The sequence below is a fragment of the Microbacterium sp. bgisy189 genome (assembly GCF_057707225.1).
The window spans coordinates 23,641-40,049 of sequence record NZ_JBYIPT010000012.1; the positions used below are offsets into that span (position 1 = coordinate 23,641).

At 67.8% G+C, this 16,409-nt stretch carries 15 protein-coding genes; 7 read left to right on the forward strand and 8 right to left on the reverse strand.

Features of this window, described 5'->3' with window-relative positions:
* Window positions 1-60: 60 nt before the first annotated feature.
* The 8 genes from AC3ENX_RS13145 to AC3ENX_RS13180 form a co-directional block, all read right to left on the reverse strand.
* Entirely contained in the window at window positions 61-942 is an 882-nt protein-coding gene (locus AC3ENX_RS13145; RefSeq protein WP_062635296.1) for a type II secretion system F family protein, read from the reverse strand.
* A complete protein-coding gene (locus tag AC3ENX_RS13150) occupies window positions 939-1,805 on the reverse strand; it encodes a type II secretion system F family protein (RefSeq protein ID WP_062635294.1) in 867 nt (288 codons plus the stop codon). Before AC3ENX_RS13150 ends, AC3ENX_RS13145 begins: the two co-directional genes overlap by 4 nt.
* Window position 1,806: 1 nt before the next feature.
* A complete protein-coding gene (locus AC3ENX_RS13155; protein WP_062635291.1) occupies window positions 1,807-3,414 on the reverse strand; it encodes a TadA family conjugal transfer-associated ATPase in 1,608 nt (535 codons plus the stop codon).
* On the reverse strand, window positions 3,411-4,238 hold the full coding sequence (locus AC3ENX_RS13160) for a CpaE/TadZ family protein (protein WP_062635289.1): 828 nt from the start codon (window positions 4,236-4,238) through the stop codon (window positions 3,411-3,413). Before AC3ENX_RS13160 ends, AC3ENX_RS13155 begins: the two co-directional genes overlap by 4 nt.
* A gap of 6 nt (window positions 4,239-4,244) precedes the next feature.
* Window positions 4,245-4,937, reverse strand: coding sequence for an SAF domain-containing protein (locus tag AC3ENX_RS13165; RefSeq protein ID WP_062635282.1), 693 nt, complete (start codon window positions 4,935-4,937; stop codon window positions 4,245-4,247).
* Window positions 4,938-5,056: 119 nt separating this feature from the next.
* Window positions 5,057-5,656 carry a hypothetical protein gene (locus tag AC3ENX_RS13170; RefSeq protein ID WP_062635279.1) on the reverse strand — a complete coding sequence of 200 codons (600 nt, stop codon included), beginning with the start codon at window positions 5,654-5,656 and terminating at the stop codon, window positions 5,057-5,059.
* 1 nt (window position 5,657) lies between these two features.
* Window positions 5,658-6,332 carry a ParA family protein gene (locus AC3ENX_RS13175; RefSeq protein ID WP_062635277.1) on the reverse strand — a complete coding sequence of 225 codons (675 nt, stop codon included), beginning with the start codon at window positions 6,330-6,332 and terminating at the stop codon, window positions 5,658-5,660.
* Between the two features lie 856 nt (window positions 6,333-7,188).
* Window positions 7,189-7,953: a hypothetical protein gene (locus tag AC3ENX_RS13180; protein WP_251448520.1), complete on the reverse strand. Its 765-nt coding sequence runs from the start codon at window positions 7,951-7,953 to the stop codon at window positions 7,189-7,191.
* A gap of 312 nt (window positions 7,954-8,265) precedes the next feature.
* Here AC3ENX_RS13180 and AC3ENX_RS13185 point away from each other — a divergent pair, with 312 nt between their 5' ends.
* From AC3ENX_RS13185 to AC3ENX_RS13215, 7 genes are all read left to right on the forward strand, one after another.
* Window positions 8,266-8,502 carry a hypothetical protein gene (locus tag AC3ENX_RS13185; protein WP_005052720.1) on the forward strand — a complete coding sequence of 79 codons (237 nt, stop codon included), beginning with the start codon at window positions 8,266-8,268 and terminating at the stop codon, window positions 8,500-8,502.
* Window positions 8,502-9,491 (forward strand): conjugal transfer protein, encoded by a 990-nt coding sequence (locus AC3ENX_RS13190; protein ID WP_062635273.1) that lies wholly within the window; start codon window positions 8,502-8,504, stop codon window positions 9,489-9,491. Before AC3ENX_RS13185 ends, AC3ENX_RS13190 begins: the two co-directional genes overlap by 1 nt.
* Before the next feature lie 16 nt (window positions 9,492-9,507).
* Window positions 9,508-9,831, forward strand: a complete 324-nt coding sequence (locus tag AC3ENX_RS13195; protein WP_062635271.1) for a hypothetical protein — start codon at window positions 9,508-9,510, stop codon at window positions 9,829-9,831.
* A gap of 9 nt (window positions 9,832-9,840) precedes the next feature.
* Window positions 9,841-10,416: a hypothetical protein gene (locus tag AC3ENX_RS13200; protein WP_062635269.1), complete on the forward strand. Its 576-nt coding sequence runs from the start codon at window positions 9,841-9,843 to the stop codon at window positions 10,414-10,416.
* Window positions 10,417-10,531: 115 nt separating this feature from the next.
* A complete protein-coding gene (locus AC3ENX_RS13205; RefSeq protein ID WP_251448523.1) occupies window positions 10,532-13,060 on the forward strand; it encodes an ATP-binding protein in 2,529 nt (842 codons plus the stop codon).
* On the forward strand, window positions 13,057-15,093 hold the full coding sequence (locus AC3ENX_RS13210) for a hypothetical protein (protein WP_251448528.1): 2,037 nt from the start codon (window positions 13,057-13,059) through the stop codon (window positions 15,091-15,093). Before AC3ENX_RS13205 ends, AC3ENX_RS13210 begins: the two co-directional genes overlap by 4 nt.
* A gap of 5 nt (window positions 15,094-15,098) precedes the next feature.
* Window positions 15,099-16,346 carry a M23 family metallopeptidase gene (locus AC3ENX_RS13215; RefSeq protein WP_251448531.1) on the forward strand — a complete coding sequence of 416 codons (1,248 nt, stop codon included), beginning with the start codon at window positions 15,099-15,101 and terminating at the stop codon, window positions 16,344-16,346.
* Window positions 16,347-16,409 lie beyond the last annotated feature (63 nt).

Sequence of the window (16,409 nt, forward strand, 5' to 3'; positions counted from 1 at the left end):
TTGGTCTATTAGGTATAGGCCTCGGTTTGGGGCCTTCGCGGACAATCGACTTCCAACGTCTCAGAAGAATGCGTTGAGCACGAAGGGAGTTCCGAGCAGAAGCATGAAGAGGACGCCGGTGAGGGTCATCGGGATGGTCATCTTGTTGGTCGCTTTGTTCGCCTCCGTCACTTCATCATTCAGAAGTCGGTCCCGGAGGTTCTGCCCCCGTGCCCTGAGTGTCTCATATACCGACGCTCCTTGCTCCCCCGAGAGCCTGATCACCTTGGCGATTTCACCCAGGTCGGGGACGTTGATCTCGAGGGAGAGCTGCTCGAGCGCGTCCCAGGGTGCGGTGCCGGCGTAGCGGGCTTCGGTGAGGGTTTGGCGGATTCGGACGAATGCCCAGTTGCGTCCGACCTGGGCGGCGGACTCGAGGGCTTTGCCGGGAGGGGCGCCGCTGATGCGTTCGGATCCGACGAGCTCCATGTAGACGGCGACCGAGCGGGAGAACTCCTTGCGGGCGGCTTCGGCCTGGTCGCGGACGAGCAGGTTGGGCAGGTACCAGCCGCCGATGGCGAGGGGGATGCCGAACAGCGCGGGGATGTAGAACGCGGTCAGGCCGAGGACTTGGAAGATCAGTCCGATCGCGATGGGGGCGATGAGGCCGAGGCCGGCGGAGAGCACCTTCTGGTACAGGAACCGGTTAACGCTCATGCCGATCAGGCGCAGATCGCGGGTGGGGATCTTGAGAGAGGGGCTGTCGCCGACGCGACGGAGGACGGCTGAGCCCACCCGGTTCTCGAGGGTGGCGGCGTAGGCGGGGTCGGCGGCGACGGTGGTGGTGCCGATCCGATCGAGCGCTGCGGAGAGGCTGGGCTGGGTGGGCACCAGTGCGGCGATGACCAGCGCGAAGCCGAGCCCCAGGACGAGGCCAGGGAGGACGATCAGTGCGAGGTTCACTTCTCACCAGCTTTCTCGGTGGCAACGAGCAGACGGGGTGCCGGCACGCCGCGGCTGATGCGTCGCATCCACAGCAATACGAGGGCGTAGCTGACGAGATATGCGGCGAACAGGAGTTGACCGATCGGGGTGCCGTAGGGGGCGGAGTACTGCTGGGCGAGGACCAGGAGTACGAGCAGCGCGACGGTGAAGTAGACGACGAACCGTGCCTCGTTGCGCGGGGTGGCGCGGTCGGCTTCGATCTGGCGGCGCATCTTGACCCGCTCGAAGATGCTCTTGGCGAGATCCTCGAGCGAGGCGGCGAGGCCGGATCCGCGGAGCTCGGCCTTGCGGAGAAGGTGCATCACGAGCACGTCCGCGGTCTCATCGTTGAGGTCGTCGGCAAACGCCTGCAGCGCCGCGGTGGTGGTCCACCGGGCGTTGATGCGCGCGACGAGCTGCGTGACCTGCGGGCGGATCGCTTCGGGGCAGCTGCTCAGCGATGCGGCGATGGTGCGTTCGAGGCCGGCGCCGGAGACGGTGAGGCCGGCGAGGCTGCGGGTCCAGGACTCGAGGGCGTCGAGCTTGGCGATCGTGTTCTCCTCGGGGCCCTTCTGCAGCAGCCATGGCAGGCCGACAGCGGCGACGGGCACGGCGATCACGAGCAGCCACCATCCGGTGATCAGCGCGAACACCAGACCGACCGCGGCGCCGCCGACGAGCTGGATCTGCTGCGTGCGGGTGAAGTCGCGTGTCGCCTTCCCGCGAAGCGCGCTGCGCGTGGGAAGTCCGCTGGTGCTGGGCTTGTGGGCGGCGCCGAGGATGACCAGGATCGCGCCGGCGACCGCGACGATGATGCACAGGGCGAGGGTTGCGGTAGTCATCTCACACTCCCAGGTTCGCGGGGTCGAAGCCGTAGAACTTGAGCTCCTCGAGGAGCCGCGGCGATGGCATGTCAGCGGTGATGAGGCTGCCGCTGGATCGGTCGAAGCGGAACACCTGAGAGGCCACGGGGCGGGAGTTGTTCTGCTCCTCGCCGGGCAGGATCTCGGCGATCTCGGTGACGACGCGGCGGGGCTTGCCGGTCGCGGGGTCGATGATCTTCGAGATCTGCACCACGATCTTGATGTTCTGCTCGATCATCCGGTAGGCGTACACGGGGGTCGTGTTGTTGCCGCGGGACAGCATCAGCGCCGACATGCGGTCGATCGAGTCGTCTGCGCTGGCGGCGTGCAGGGTGGACAGCGACCCGACACCGGACTGCATGGCCTGCATCATGGCGTAGATCTCAGGGCCACGGACCTCGCCGACGATGAAGCGCTGGGTGTCCAGTCGGAGGGTGTCGTAGACCAGGTCTTCGGGGGTGATCTCACCGGGCAGCCGACCATCGGCGCCACGCTCCCCCTCCCCCGGCTTCGCCTCGAGTGAGACCACTCGCGGGTGGCGGTCGTTGATCTTGTGAAGGTAGAGCTCACGCTCCATCTCGATCGTGACGATCTTCTCTTCGGCCGGGATGCAGTCGGCGAGTGCGCGCAGCAGTGTGGTCTTGCCTGCGCCGGGGAAGCCGCTGGTGACGACGGAGACCCCGGCGATGACGGCCGCGCGGAGGAAGGCTGCCGCCTGGCGGGTGATGGTGCCGCGCTCCACGAGCTGGTCGAGGGTGACGTCGACGAGGCGGTGGATACGGATGACGATCGTCGGTCGGGTGGCGACGGGTTCGGCGATCGCTGCCAGACGCGCCCCGCCGGGCAGGTCCATGTGCAGTCGCGGCCGGGCGCTCGTGAACGATCGGCCGCCCTCCCCCGAGCGGGCGGCGAGCAGGTTGATCTCTCGCTCGAGCTCACGGTCGTTCTCGGCGATCGGGTACTGGTACTTGACCACGCGGCCGTCCGCGTAGGAGATCCAGACGTCGTCGAACCCGTTGATGTGGATGTTCTCAACGTCGGGCTCGTCGACGAGCGGCTGCAGCCGACCCAGGCGGAACAGCTGGTCGAAGACGGCCTGCCGGATGGCGGTCTGCATCGGGGCCGGCCAGCGCCCCTCGCCGGGGCGGCGGGTCTGGTCGTCGACGCGAGCTCGGACCCGGTCAACGATGTGGTCCTGCGCTGTCTGTTCGCGCTGCTCGGCGGTGATGTCCATGGACTCGCTGAACACTGCGGCGAGCTCACGGGAGACCTCGTCGCGAATGGCGGCGATGTCGGCCCAGGGCAGATCGCTGCGGGCGTCGAGGGTGGTTGGCGGGGTGACCTCGGGTGCCGGCCGCTCGGGGATGGTGGGCGGTGCCGGCACGATCGGAGCTGCGGGTGCCGTGGGGACTGCCTCGGCCGGGGCGTTCCGCTGTGCCGCGCGGGTCAGGTGCGCGGCGGCGTGGCCCAGGTTGCGCAGGCCCGTGTCGGCCGGTGCGGTCGTCGGCGCCTGCGGGGTGGCCGGTGCCGGCGCGGTGAAGAACGGGATGTTTCCCAGGTCTGCGGGGTCGGGCGTGGGGTCGCTCACTGCTGTCCCTCCCAGTCGGTGGTCGTGTAAGTGCGGGTGTTGAGGACATCGCTGTAGCTGAGCAGCAGCGCGCCGATGGCCCGCGCGTAGGGGGTGCGCTGGGCGCCGAGGGTGGGTGCGCCGACCGAGTAGATGGCGGCGCCCTTCGGATCCCAGGGGATGGTGCCCAGCAGGTTCATGCCGATCTGCTTGGTGACGGTCTTGAGAGGCCAGGTCTCCTGCGTGGTGGGGCGTTCGGTGACGAGGAGATCGACGTAGCTGGCGTGCCCGATCTCGTTGAGCGTGTTCAGCAGCCACTCGGGGACGGTGTTGCGGTTCTCGTCGAGGGAGCGCCAGTGTGCGAGCACGGCTGCCACGGAGGGCAGCGTGCGATCGGTGAACAGGGTGATGCTGTCCGCCTCGCGCAGCAGCGGGAGTCGAGGGTCGTTGACGTGGAGGCGCCCGCCGTCGACGAGGATGTCGTACCCGGCGGACTCGTAGGGGCGCAGCGCGTCGAGCAGTGCCCGCCAGAAGTGGGGGCCCGCGCCGGCGGCGCCCTGCAGACTCTTGAAGCCGGGGATGAGCACTGAGCGGGGGCTGAGCTCGACGGTCTGTTCCCAGAGCTTGTCAGGGGTCAGAGCGCCGTACTGGTCGGCGACGGCCGCTTCGGTCAGTCCGGTGCTGTGGTAGACCTGCCCGCGGATGAGTCCGGGGATGATGCTGCTGGTCTTGGTGGTGTCGGCCTCGACGAGGATCACGGGCTTGGACCAGTTGAGGGCCAGGGCGCCGGCGGCGGTGGTCACGCCGGGAGCGCCGGACGCGCTGGCAAGGAAGATGATCGCCATGCGGGGTCACTCCCCCGTCGAGTCGATGACCAGCGCGACGCGGCCGGTGGCGGCACGAGCGGCGATGTCGGGTGCTTCACGGTTCGGCACGACCAGGTCGACAACCCACACCTGGGTCTCAGTGTCGTAGGTGGCGGTGAACACCGTGGCGTTGAAGCTCTTGGGGGTCTCGACGGGCGGGTCGCCCTGAGTGACGGGGGTCTCGACGACACGGACCTTGTCGCCTGCTGCGAGCTGGTAGCCGGGCATCTGTGCCTGGGTGAGCGTGACGCCCACGATCGAGGAGCCGGCCGGCACCGCGAGGGTGTCGCCGGTGTTGGCCGACGTGATGAGGGTGCCGGCGGGCAGGTCGACCAGCGCGGTGGTTCCGACGAGGTCGGCGGCATCCGCGGCGGAGACCGCGTCGACCTGCTGCCCGCCGGCGAGCTGGATGGTCGTGAGGTCGTCCGTGGTGATCGTCTCCCCGCGCGAGACGTCGACGCTGGTCGCCATGACGCTGACGGTGCGGGTGAGGTTCGTGGTGACCCACCACACGCCGATTCCGCCGAGGAGGACAAGCGCGATGCCGAGGGCGATGATCGCGGGGCGCCGGCGAGACTTCGTCGGCTGCAGGACTGCAGGAGTGAGTCCTTGCTTCTGCTCGCCCGGCTCGGTGGTCTCTTTCGTGCGCTTGCTCTTGCGGTCAGTGGTGGTGGTCATTGGAGGTCAATCCTTCATCGTGGGGCGGATGTGGGGTAGGTGTCTAAGCAGTTCGGTGAGTGTCTCATATACCGCTGTAGCGACAGCTGGTCTTCTGCTGTAGCTGGACACCGCACCGTCTAGTCGAGAGGCGGAAGGAATGCCTCGTAGGCGGTGATGATGACGAAGTTCCGGGAGGGAGCATCGAGTTCAGCGGTGACGCGATCGAGGATCGCGCGGTACGACGGGGCAACGCGCACGGTGTGCTTGACGCGGGGCCCCGCGTCGGAGACGGGGGCGGGACGCTTCTGCCTGTTGAACAGATCCGTCCAGTCCTCGTCAGTCTCTTCTCCGCCGGCGGTGGCTTGGCGGATCAGTTCAGGAAGACGCTTATAGGTAGCCGAGACGGCGTCCAGGAGGACCGTCTGGTGGCTCTTGCGCGTCTTGGCCATGTACGCCTGCAGGCGGTCGTTCAGTGGGACCGGAAGGTGGACGGGGACGCCCTTGGTCGCGGTCTCCCGCTCCTCCCTCTCTCCCCCGTCTTCGTCCTCCGTGCGGGTCGTGCGAGTCGGCTGCTTGCGCGGCGCCTGCTTCTTCGCAGGAGCGGCCGCGGGTTCGACCGCCGCTGCAGGGGCGGGCTCCGGGGGCGGAGCCTGGTCGACGGGGGGCTCCACGGGTTCTGCGGGAGCCGGCGTCGGCGCGGTGCGGCGGGTGAGTTTTCCGAGATCCTGACGAGCCATGTCAGGCCTCCTTCATCTGGTTGGCCCACAGCGACGTGAGCTCCAACGCGACACTGGTGTAGTCGGAGATCGCTGCTTGGTTCTTGCGGGAATCGGTGTACTGCGTGACGACCTTGCCGTCGAAGGGAGCGTCCTCGACGCTCGCGGACAGACGAATGTGACGCTGGAAACGCGGGAGTCCGATCTGCCCCTCGATGAACTCGACGGTGTCGAGCTGCTCTTCCCAGTCCTCGAGTCGCCGACCGCCGCGGCGGGTGTCGATCTTGTTCAGCAGGAGTCGGTAGGGCACCCCGGTCGGGATGATGTGCTCGACCAAGGTGTCCGCGACCGATTCGATCGCCATGGTGGCGGCTTCCAGCGGCAGGACGATGAAGTCGGCGACCTGCAGGACTGCGGTGAGGACGCCGGTGTTCTCATGGCTGCCAGGCGTGTCGACGAGGACGATGTCGTAGCCGTCGAGGTCACGCAATCCCATGATGTTGTTGGGATCGACGTCGGCTGCGAAGTCGAACGGAAGGTCATCCCCCGCTCGCTCGGCCCAGCGTGCTGCGGACTGCTGCGGGTCGACGTCGACCACGAGCACATTGTTGGCGCGGGACAGCGCGGCCGCGAGGTTCATGACGGTGGTGGTCTTGCCCACCCCGCCCTTCTGGTTGCAGACGCCGATGATTCTCACGATCGGCCTCCACGGACGAGGGTGTTGACAGCGGTCGCGCCAGTCGAGCGCGCGATGTGCGGATGTGTGGCGCGGGTATGGGGCAACTGTGGCGGGTTCATGGGCGTCAGTATAGCGTCACATTCACGCCTATATGCAACAACAATCGCGCGTGTCGTGCGCGGCGCATGCGCTAGAGGTTGCGATGCAACCGCGCTAGCGCCGTGCACTAGACGCGCTGTATTGGAGCAATGACGGCGCATGCAGTGCGCGTGTACTTGCGCTCTATCTGCGACATGTAACGCGCCAAAGTCGCGACGTACAGGCACAAGCAATGCGCAATCAAAGAGCAGTACAGGCGACCGACTCGCGCTAGTAGTGCGCATGTTAGAGCGCAACATCATGCGCGGGTAGGGCGATGAGCTAGCGCGAGTATTGCGAGTGTTATTGCGGATGACTAGCGCGGGTGTGGCGCGGGGGTTGCTCAGCGTATCGCGCGAGTGATGCGGTGATCTGGCGGGGGAGTGGCGGGAGGCTATCGCGACGTTGCTGCGTGGGTACAGCGCAGAGCATCGCGGCGGGGTAGCGCGTGTGTGGCGCCGCGCTGGCGATGGTGGAGTGCGCGTGTCGCGAGGGCTGGTAGGGGAGTCGTGGCGGGGCATCCAAACGATGGATGCGGGCGTAAGCGGGCCTGTGCGGCCTGCTGAGGCGATTTCGGCCATGAGGAGGGCTCCGAGTGAGGCGGAGGGGAAGACAGGGCCCCTGGGGGCCATCCAGAGGCCCTGTCTGTCTGGGGGGGGCGGAGCGGTTAGTGTGCTCCGGCCTGTGGGGCGCGCTCGACTCGTCGACTGCGCTTGCCCCTGGATGGCGGGTTGGCTCAGCTGCGGCGCGGGGCGTAGGAGACCTTGGCCTCCATGTCGCCACTGACGGCCTGCATGAGCTTGGTGCGGATTCGGCACACTCGGCGGTTGAGCGTCTCCCGGCTGACGCCGAGCTCGGCCGCTGCTTCCTCACGCGCCACACCGGGGTCACCCTCTGCGAGCTCGATGCGTGCAAGCAGCTGGACCTCGTCGCGGCGGAGGGTGCCGGAGTCGATCGCCCAGGTGAGGATCGTCACCAGATCCCGGAAGACGTCGTCGCTCTCGTCGGGGCCTGCGATCTTCTCGAGCAGCTCGTCCTCGATCGGCATCGCGTCGACGCTGTGCTCGCTGCCGAACCAGACTCCGAGGTTCTTGATCGTCTCGAGACGGATGTTTCCGGAGACGGAGTGGACGCGCTCGAGCGGGTAGGTGTGAATGACCTCCCAGAGCACGCCGATCGTCGCAGTGCGGGCGTCGGCGGGGGAGTGCTGCCACAGGCTGCGCATGCTGCTGCAGCTGCTCGGCAGCCGCAGCGCGAGCGGCATGAACGACTTGAGCAGGACGCGGCCGGCGAAGGTATCGCCGGCGTGCTCGAGGGTGAGCAGCTCGAGCAAGAGCGCGTCGCGCTGTTCGGGAGCTTGCGGCTGCCGGATGAGGTTCACGGCCTCATCGCCGGTCAGCTCGCCGAGCGTTCCGAAGTGGTGAGTGGTGTGGGAGTGGAAGCTGTTCCACTCGTCGAACAGCTGGTCGGCAAGAGGTGATGTCTTCGCCCAAGCAGTCATGAGAAATGGCCCTTCGTCGTGACGTCGGTTGACGAAGGGCCACGTTCCTCAGCACCCCTGGTTCAGATCCTGGAAAGTTCCGGGCGGGCAGGAGAGTGCCCGACCGGCGGATGCTGGCTTCGGTGGGTCTGAGTCGCGATCCGATGCTGTAAATGCCCGTTCAGGGGTGGTTTCCATGTCTCGCTGCATGGGCGCAATATCCACGCAAGATTTCTTCGATCCGCGATGTCCGCGAAGGGCCGAAAACCCGGCCTATACAGATATGCCCCCGTTGGTCGGGAGGCATCAGGACTCCGCGGAAGGGACAGAAACGTGAGCGAGAGCAGCACCGCAGACAGCGCCGACGACGCCATGTGGGAAGGATTCAAGCCCGACGCTGCACGCGCGATCCGTGCGCGCCAGGGGTTCGAGGAAGCGGTGGCGAGCACCCTCGACGCACCCTTCGACCCCTCCACGCATGGCCGCGTGGTGAAGGCGGTTGAGGAGCTCTCGGCAGCGGTGCCGGCAGCTCTGCGGGTGGCGCAGCTGCGAGTGGGAGGAGCTGCATAATGGCGCGCCGCGAGAAGACGTCGAAGCCAGCCAAGGAGACGAAGACCGTCCCGGCACAGGGGAGCAGCTGGACCCATGGTCGGCAGCTGGGCGGCAAGGTGCTGTCCGCACTCCTGTTCGCCGCGATCGCGTGTGGGCCCATCGCGCTCTTCGCCGCGGCCGCACGTCCGGCGCCCGTCGTCGCCGCAGCGCCCGAGGCGCAGGCAGCGGGGCTGAGCACGCAGCAGCAGGCTGCCGGCGGTTACGCGGAGGGATTCGTCTCCTCGTGGCTGAGCGCGACGAAGGACGCGCCGGGTGACCTGGCTACCTACGTCGACCTGGCGGCGCTGCGGCAGCTGTCGGTCACGGCCTGGGAGTACCGCGACCTGTCCGTGGTCTCCATCACACCCGTCGACGGCTCGGACTTCGTCAACGTCGTCGTCGCGGCGAACATCAAGGAGCTGTCGGTGACGGACTCCGACGACACCAGCACGACGAGCTGGCCGCGCCGCTACTTCCAGGTGGCGATCGCGGTCAACGGAGACACGGTGCGGGCAGTCGGTCTCCCGGCCCAGATCTCCGCTCCCGTCCAGGGCGAGACAACGTCGCTGGTCTACAAGCAGACCATCGGATCCTCTGACCCGTCTGCGGAGACGGTGTCGGCGTTCCTCGGCGCGTACCTTGCCGGCTCGGGCGACCTGTCCCGATACAGCGCCCCGGACACATCCTTCGTGGCGATCTCGCCCGCCCCCTACGTGATGGTCAACGTCGAGGAGCTGCGGTCGGACCTGACGCCCACGGAGTCCCCGAGCGATGGCGACACCCTCAAGGTGCTCGCGACCGTCTCACTGCTGAGCCCGCTGGACCAGCAAGTGACCTCGACGTACACGCTCACCCTCACCGCGCGTGCCTCCCGCTGGGAGGTCAGCGCCATTGATCTTGCACCGCAAGCGGTCTCCGACAAGGGATCGACAACCCCCACGCCGACACCGTCCGGTAACGGCAACTAAGGAAGGAACACCAACCATGTTCGATTGGATCAACGGGATCACCGCTGATGCGACGACTGCTTTCCGGGCGGTCGTGTTTCTCGCAGCAGCAGTGATCTTCTTCGTCGTCGCCGCCAAGGTGCGGTTCGCCATGGCGACGACCATCATCACCGGCATCGCGTGCGGCCTGGCCATGTTCCTCGCCGCCGGCGGTGGCGAGTGGGTCATGGGCCTCATCCAGACCGAGACCGTCGACGCCATCGGAGTGACGATCCACCAGATCGCAGCTCCGGCGGACGTCCTGGTGCTCAACGAGACCACCACCGCGGCCGGCGACACGGTCTACCGGCTGGTCGCGTAAGGGGCGAACGTGGCCGATCGCGACGAAGAGAGAGAGGTTGCGCGCTTCTACACGCGCAGCCGCCGGTTCCCAAAGTTCATCGGCCGTCTCCACGACGGCACGAAGATCCCTGGGGGCCCCTACACGCTGACGCAGGGCGTCGTCCTGGCGATCGTCCTGGTCGTCGCGCTGATGACGCAGAGCGTGTGGGGGACTGGCTCTCCGATCGTCGACATTCCCGTCGCTGCCTTCGTGTCCTGGGGAGCAGCGTGGGGAGCCGGAAGGATCCCGGCCACACGCCGGAACCTGCTGAGCATCATCACTAGCGGCATGTCCGCGATGACCCGCCCCGCAGCCGGCCGCTACCGCGGAGTGACCATGCGGGTTCGCCCGCCCCACTTCGCAGGCGGCGGAACAACGATCGCCGAGCCGGTCGGAGCCACGCTCGCCCGCCCGGATAGCGAGAACACCGCACCCGCACCGGAAGCGCCCGTCGTGGCGCAGCCGGTCCTGCAGCCGCGCTCGACGCCGCTGCCGGCGCACGCACCCGCACACGCGGTCAGCGGCGTCGAGCGCCTGCTGCAGCAAGCCCGAGGAGGCAACTGACCATGAGCTACTCATCCCTCCTCCCCATCCTCGGCGGCACGCCGATCACGGTCCCCCTCAGCGGCGGTCGCGATCTGCTGCTGGCCACGCCGACCGACTGAGAAACGAGACGACGATGCAGATTCCGGCAACAGCGATGACGAGCAACCTGATGTGGACCCGCTCGGGCGTGGTCTGGGCGACGTGGCGGCTGCAGCCGCTCCCGTATGCCTACGCCACCGCGGCCGCAAAGCAGCTCGTCAAGGCGCACCACCAGGCGCTTTTCCAGGCCCACCGGGGCGAGGGGCTGCTGCTGGGGCTGTGCGCTGACCTGGACCCGGTGTCGATCGTGGAGCGGATGCTGGATGGGGTTCGCATCGACGAGTGCCCCGACTGGGCGCGCGAGGTCGAGCTGACCCTGGACGCGCTCGAGCAGATCCCGCTCGGAACGCGCGCGTTCTGGTTCTCGGTCCCGCTCGCGGCCGGTTCGATGAAGGCGCGCGCGATGTCGGCACTGCGCGCCGCCGACACCAAGCTGCGTGACACGCTGGCTCTTCCCCGTCAGCTGCCTACCGACTCCGAGATCGCCGCTGCTGCGCGGATGGCCAAGGAGATCGAGGTCCGCATCCCCGCCGCGTTCCAGCCGACCCGCGCAACGCCCGCCGAGCAGATCTGGATCGCCCTTCACTCGCAGCAGCGCGGCCTCTCCGCAGACCTCGCCGCCCCTGTCCCGCCTGCCGAGGGTACGGAGGACGGATTCGGCGCCGACGAGCTCGCGCACTTCCAGATGCCCTCCGCGATGCCAAACCCTTGGCTCGACGAGGGCGGGCAGAGTGACATCGCCCCCAAGTCCGGGCAGCAGTTCCTCCCGTTCAAGCGCCGCTACCTCAAGGTGCACAGCCCCTACGCGGACGAGACGTCGTCCTACCAGGTGGTGCAGGCCATGGTCGCCGCGCCCAAGGCCGGCTGGGTCTCGCCCGGCGTCGAGTGGATCTCACACGTCGACCAGTTCCCCCTCGACGTCGACTGGGGGATCCGTTTCACCGTCACCGGCGCCGACGAGGTCAAGCGTCGCAACAAGAAGGCCGAAACCGCCATCGAGGAGCAGTACAAGCATCAGGAGGGCACCGCGACGATCACCGGCGGCGGATCCGACCTCGGCGAGATCGCAGAGACGCTGGCCGCGTACCACGCCTCCCTCAACCGCTCCGACAAGGAGGTCGAGGTTCAGGCGACGGTGCTGTTCGCTGTGGGGGCAGATACCGCCGATCTCGCGAAGGCCAAGGGCCGATTCGTGGCAGACGAGTACAAGCGCGCCGACTTCCTCCTCGAGGCGCCCCTGGGCGGTCAGGAGGAGCTTTGGTGGGCGATGATCCCCGGCACGCCCACCGGGCGCATCGTCCGTGAGCTCACCCAGATCACGACCGGCCGGGAGTTCGCGACCGGAGTGCCGCTTTCCAGCAACGAGCTCGGAGACGAGAAGGGCGCCCGCTTCGGCGAGAACATCAGCACCGCACGCCACACCCCGATCCTCCGCGACGCGGACGGCAGTATCCAGGCCGACACCAGCGCCAGCTTCGGCGTGGTCGCCGAGCTCGGCGCCGGCAAGAGTGTGCTGCTCAAGGGAGACATGGGCGACACGGTCGACCGCAACGGCCGCGTCGTCGCGATCGACCGCACAGAGGCCAAGGAGTACGCGGTCTTCGCGCAGAGCCTCCGGCCGGACACCACGACGATCGTCGACCTGATGACCCCGGAGTACTCGCTGGACCCGCTGCGGGTGTTCGGCCCTCTCGTCGGCGCACGCATGGTGCAGTCGCTCTTCGCGGTGATGCTCGGCATCCGGGCTCGCGACTCCCGAGGCGTTGCCCTGTCCCGCCTCCTCGAGCCGGAGTACGTCGCCGCGCACGACATCACCAGCCTCGGTCGCCTGCGGGCACATCTCAAGACGATCTCCTCCGCGGAGAGCGATGAGCTGTCGGGCCTGATCAACCTGGTCGCGTCGAAGGACATCGGCGAGGTCCTCTTCAACGACGGGCTGACCGCTGTCGACCTGAAATCGCGTGCCCTGGTCTTCCTCACCCATGGGCTGTCGCTGCCGGACAAGACCGAGCTCGAGCACGCGCACCTGTTCGAGGAGATGCCCCTGGAAAAGATCTACGGCCGCGCGATGTACGCGATGCTCATGGGGATCTCCCGCGAGGTCTGCTTCATGAACCCCGGCGAGCTCGCCGGCGCCTACTTCGACGAATGCCACCACATCACCCAGTCACCCGAGGGTGAGCGCGACCTGCGCATCGGCATCCGCGATGGCCGCAAGCACCGCGCGTTCTTCGCCCTTGGCTCCCACGATCCCGCCGACTTCGGTGAGACCCAGACGCGCGGCCTGCTCAAGACCCGCTACGTGATGCGTCAGACCGACAAGGATCTGGCGCGCCGCGCGATCGAGTGGTTGACCGGCGAGCCTGCAGACCCGGCGATGGTCCAGGTGGTCACCGAGGATCTGTCGCCGCTCGGCCCGGACGGCAAGGTCGCCCCTGAGCGGCGCGGTGAGGGCCTGGTCCGTGACCAGCGCGGCCGGATCGGAAAGTTCCGCAAGACGCTCCCCGAGCGCCCCGACCGACGCGAAGCGGTGCTGTCGACTCCGTCTCTGGTGACGCCATGATCGGGTTCTACCGGCACACCTTCGAGACCCTGGGCGGCGCGTTCTGGCGGATCCGGTTCTGGGTGCATGATCACCCCCGGTGTAGCAAGGTCTTCGCCGTGATCCTGATCGACCTGTTCCTGGTCCTGTTCGGCAACACGTACTGGGCCTTCGCCGCTGACGGTGGCGGCTCGTCCCCGTTCATGCTCGGCGGCGACATCACCGACAGCGACGGCGTCCCCCTGACCAACTACACGGTGCTCCCGCTTGACCGCGGCGACGTGTTCACGATGGGGAAGTTCTTCATCTCCATGTGGATCGACCCGATCTGGACCGGGCATCTGGGTCTGGTGTCGTGGATGATCTGGTTCTGCGACTGGCTGCTCTCCTTCGAGTGGGTCGACATCGTCGCGGCACCGTTCGGTGCGCTGGCCGACCTCCTGCAGGACTTCCTCGGCGAGATCGCGTGGATCCCGTTCGCGCTGACGATCGCCGGCGGAGTCGCAGGCCTGGCGATCATGCTCGGCCGGCACTCCACCGGGTGGGCGGAGCTGTTCATCTCGGCGTGCTGCGCAGTGCTGGCAACCGGGCTGCTCGCCAACCCGATCGCCTCGCTCACCGCCGCCGGCGGCGCCTTCGACACCGCCCAGGAGTACGGCGGTCAGATCGCCGCCGTCGTCGTCACCGACGACATCAACAGCACGGAGCTCGACTCCGAGAACCTGCTGTCCGCTGCGGTCACATCGCAGCTGGTCGACATCTTCGTGAAGATCCCTGCGCAGACGATCGCGTTCGGCCACGCCCTCGAGGGGCAGTGCGCCACGACCTTCACCGACACGATGACCAGCTCGGCGCCTATCCAGACCGGCGGCAACGAGGTCCGCGACGCGGTCGGCGGCTGCGACGAGGAAGCGAAGACGTTCAACCAGAACCCCAACTTCGGCCAGGTGCTCACGGCTGTCACGATGACCCCCGGCGCGTTGACCCTGTTCATCCTCCCGATGGCATTCGCCGTGCTGTTCCTGGTCACGGTGCTCGGCTTCCTGATCTCCGCGATCAAGACCATGTGGAACGTCTACATCGGGATCCTCCCGGTCAACCGATACCCGCTTTGGAAGTCCCTCGCCGACACCTTCATGGGCCTGGTCGCGATCGTCTTCATGGCGGTCGTCATGGCTGCCGTTCTCAAGCTGACCGTCGCAGCAATCACCGGGCTCAGCAGCCTGGGGATCCCGCTCGTCGCGCAGATGACCTTCGCAACGCTGGTGATGATCGTGCTGCTGTTCCTGATCATCCGGGCGCGCCGGATCGCGAAGAAGACAGGCCAGTCGATCGCCGAGCAGCTCTCGCGGTACGGCATCGGCAAGGGTGGCCCGACGCAGCGCGACGGGGTCAAGACCGTCGCGGCGATGGGCGCCGTGTCGACGATCGCGGCCGCGGCTCTGCGCCGCCCTGACAACACGGTCGACGCGCGCTCCATCAACTTCGGCGCTGCGGCCGCGCAGGACATCGGCACAATGACCGCCACACGCCCGCCCGCGACGCCTATGCCGCCCTCTTCGCCATCCGGCGGCTCGTCGGGCCGTCCGGCGCTCCCGTCGCCGCAGAAGGGCCCTGGGGGCGGATCAGCGGCGGGTGCCGCCGCCAAGGCATCGAAGACGGCGGATCTGGTGTTCACGGCCGCGCGAATCGGTAAGGGCGCCGCAGCTGGCGGTCTTGCCGGCGCCGCCGGCGCCGCGGCGCTCGAGGTCGGTGGCCGGGTGGCGACCAAGGGGGCATCCAAGGCGGTCTCCGCGGCCGCGTCCGCCGGTAGCAGCACGCCACGAGCTGCCGGTGACCCGAAGGTGGTTCCGATGGTCGTCGACCCGGCGCCGACGTCGACGCGCACCCCGGACGGCCCGCGCCGCATCGTCGTGGACTCTTCGGGCATGGGGCACATCGAACGGCGCCCCTCCTCCTCCGGGGTCGTCGACATCACGTCGCTGCCACCGCGCGCCCCTCGATCCCCGCGCAGCGGTGAGATGCGTGCCCGGCTCGCGATCGCGCAGAAGTAGTCCGCATGTCCGCATCGGGAGTGCTCGAGCGCACCGCTGACGTCGCAGGCGCCGCCAGCGGTGGAGACGACGGGGACGGAGGCGGCTCGCGCAAGGTCATCCTCTGGGTGATCGCGCTCGTGCTGGTGCCGGTGGTGATCTTCGCCGGCTACACGATGTTCCTGATGATGGCGATCGCCGGCGCCTCCGGCGGCGGGTCGTCGCAGTGCACAGCGGGTTCGCTGACAACCGACAAGCTCGAGGTCCAGACCACCGGAGGATCGACCCGCACCCTCGGTGCGACCGAGCTCAGCCACGCGGCCACCATCCTCGCGGTCGCTCGATCCCTGGGTGTGTCCGCGCGAGGACAGCAGATCGCGATCATGACCGCGCTGCAGGAGTCCGGCCTGAAAATGTATGCCAACTCCTCGGTGCCCGAATCTCTCGACTACCCCCACGACGCGGTTGGCAGCGACCACGACTCGGTCAACTACTTCCAGCAGCGCGTGTCGGGCTGGGGCACCGTCGAGGATCTCATGGACCCCGTCTACGCCGCCAAGGCGTTCTTCGGCGGCGAGGAGGGCCCCAACGGCGGATCTCCTCGAGGACTGCTCGACATCCCCGGCTGGGAGGAGATGGGGCTGGGAGAGGCTGCGCAGACCGTGCAGGTCTCCGCGTACCCGACCGCCTACGACAAGTGGGAGCCCGCCGCTCAGCAGATCATCACCGCGGTCGGCGGGTCGGTCAGCTGCGACAGCAGCACCGTCGTCGGGCAGGCCGCATTCCCGCTCTCTCCGGGCTACCAGATGACGTCCGGCTACGGTCCCCGCGACATCTCGGTCCCTGGCGCCTCCTCGTGGCATGTTGCGATCGACCTGCAGCACTGGCCGAACCCGTGCGGCGACCCCGTCTACGCGATCCTGCCTGGCACGGTGACCCTCAGCAGCTCGCTGTGGCTGTCAATCAAACACCCCGATGGGTTCGTGGTCTCCTACCTGCACATGTACAAGAGCGAGCGCCTCGTCGACGTCGGGGACACCGTCACTGCCGGCCAGCAGATCGGTGCGGTCGGGAACGTGCCGCCCAGCGGAGGATGCCACCTGGACTTGCGCATCAACAAGAACGGGACGACCAACGCGGCCGTCGCCGCGCTGCGGGAAGCACCTGCTCTGGGTGCTCCCGCCCAGTACGCCGGCTTCGTGGACCCCGAAGAGTTCCTCCGCCTCTACGGCATCGAGATCTGCCCCACAGACGGCACCTGCCGGCGCCTCTAGCCCCCTGGAAACCCGCGCGATATCACGGTTTGCGCCCTACTGACGACCTGGAAACCGGCCTGT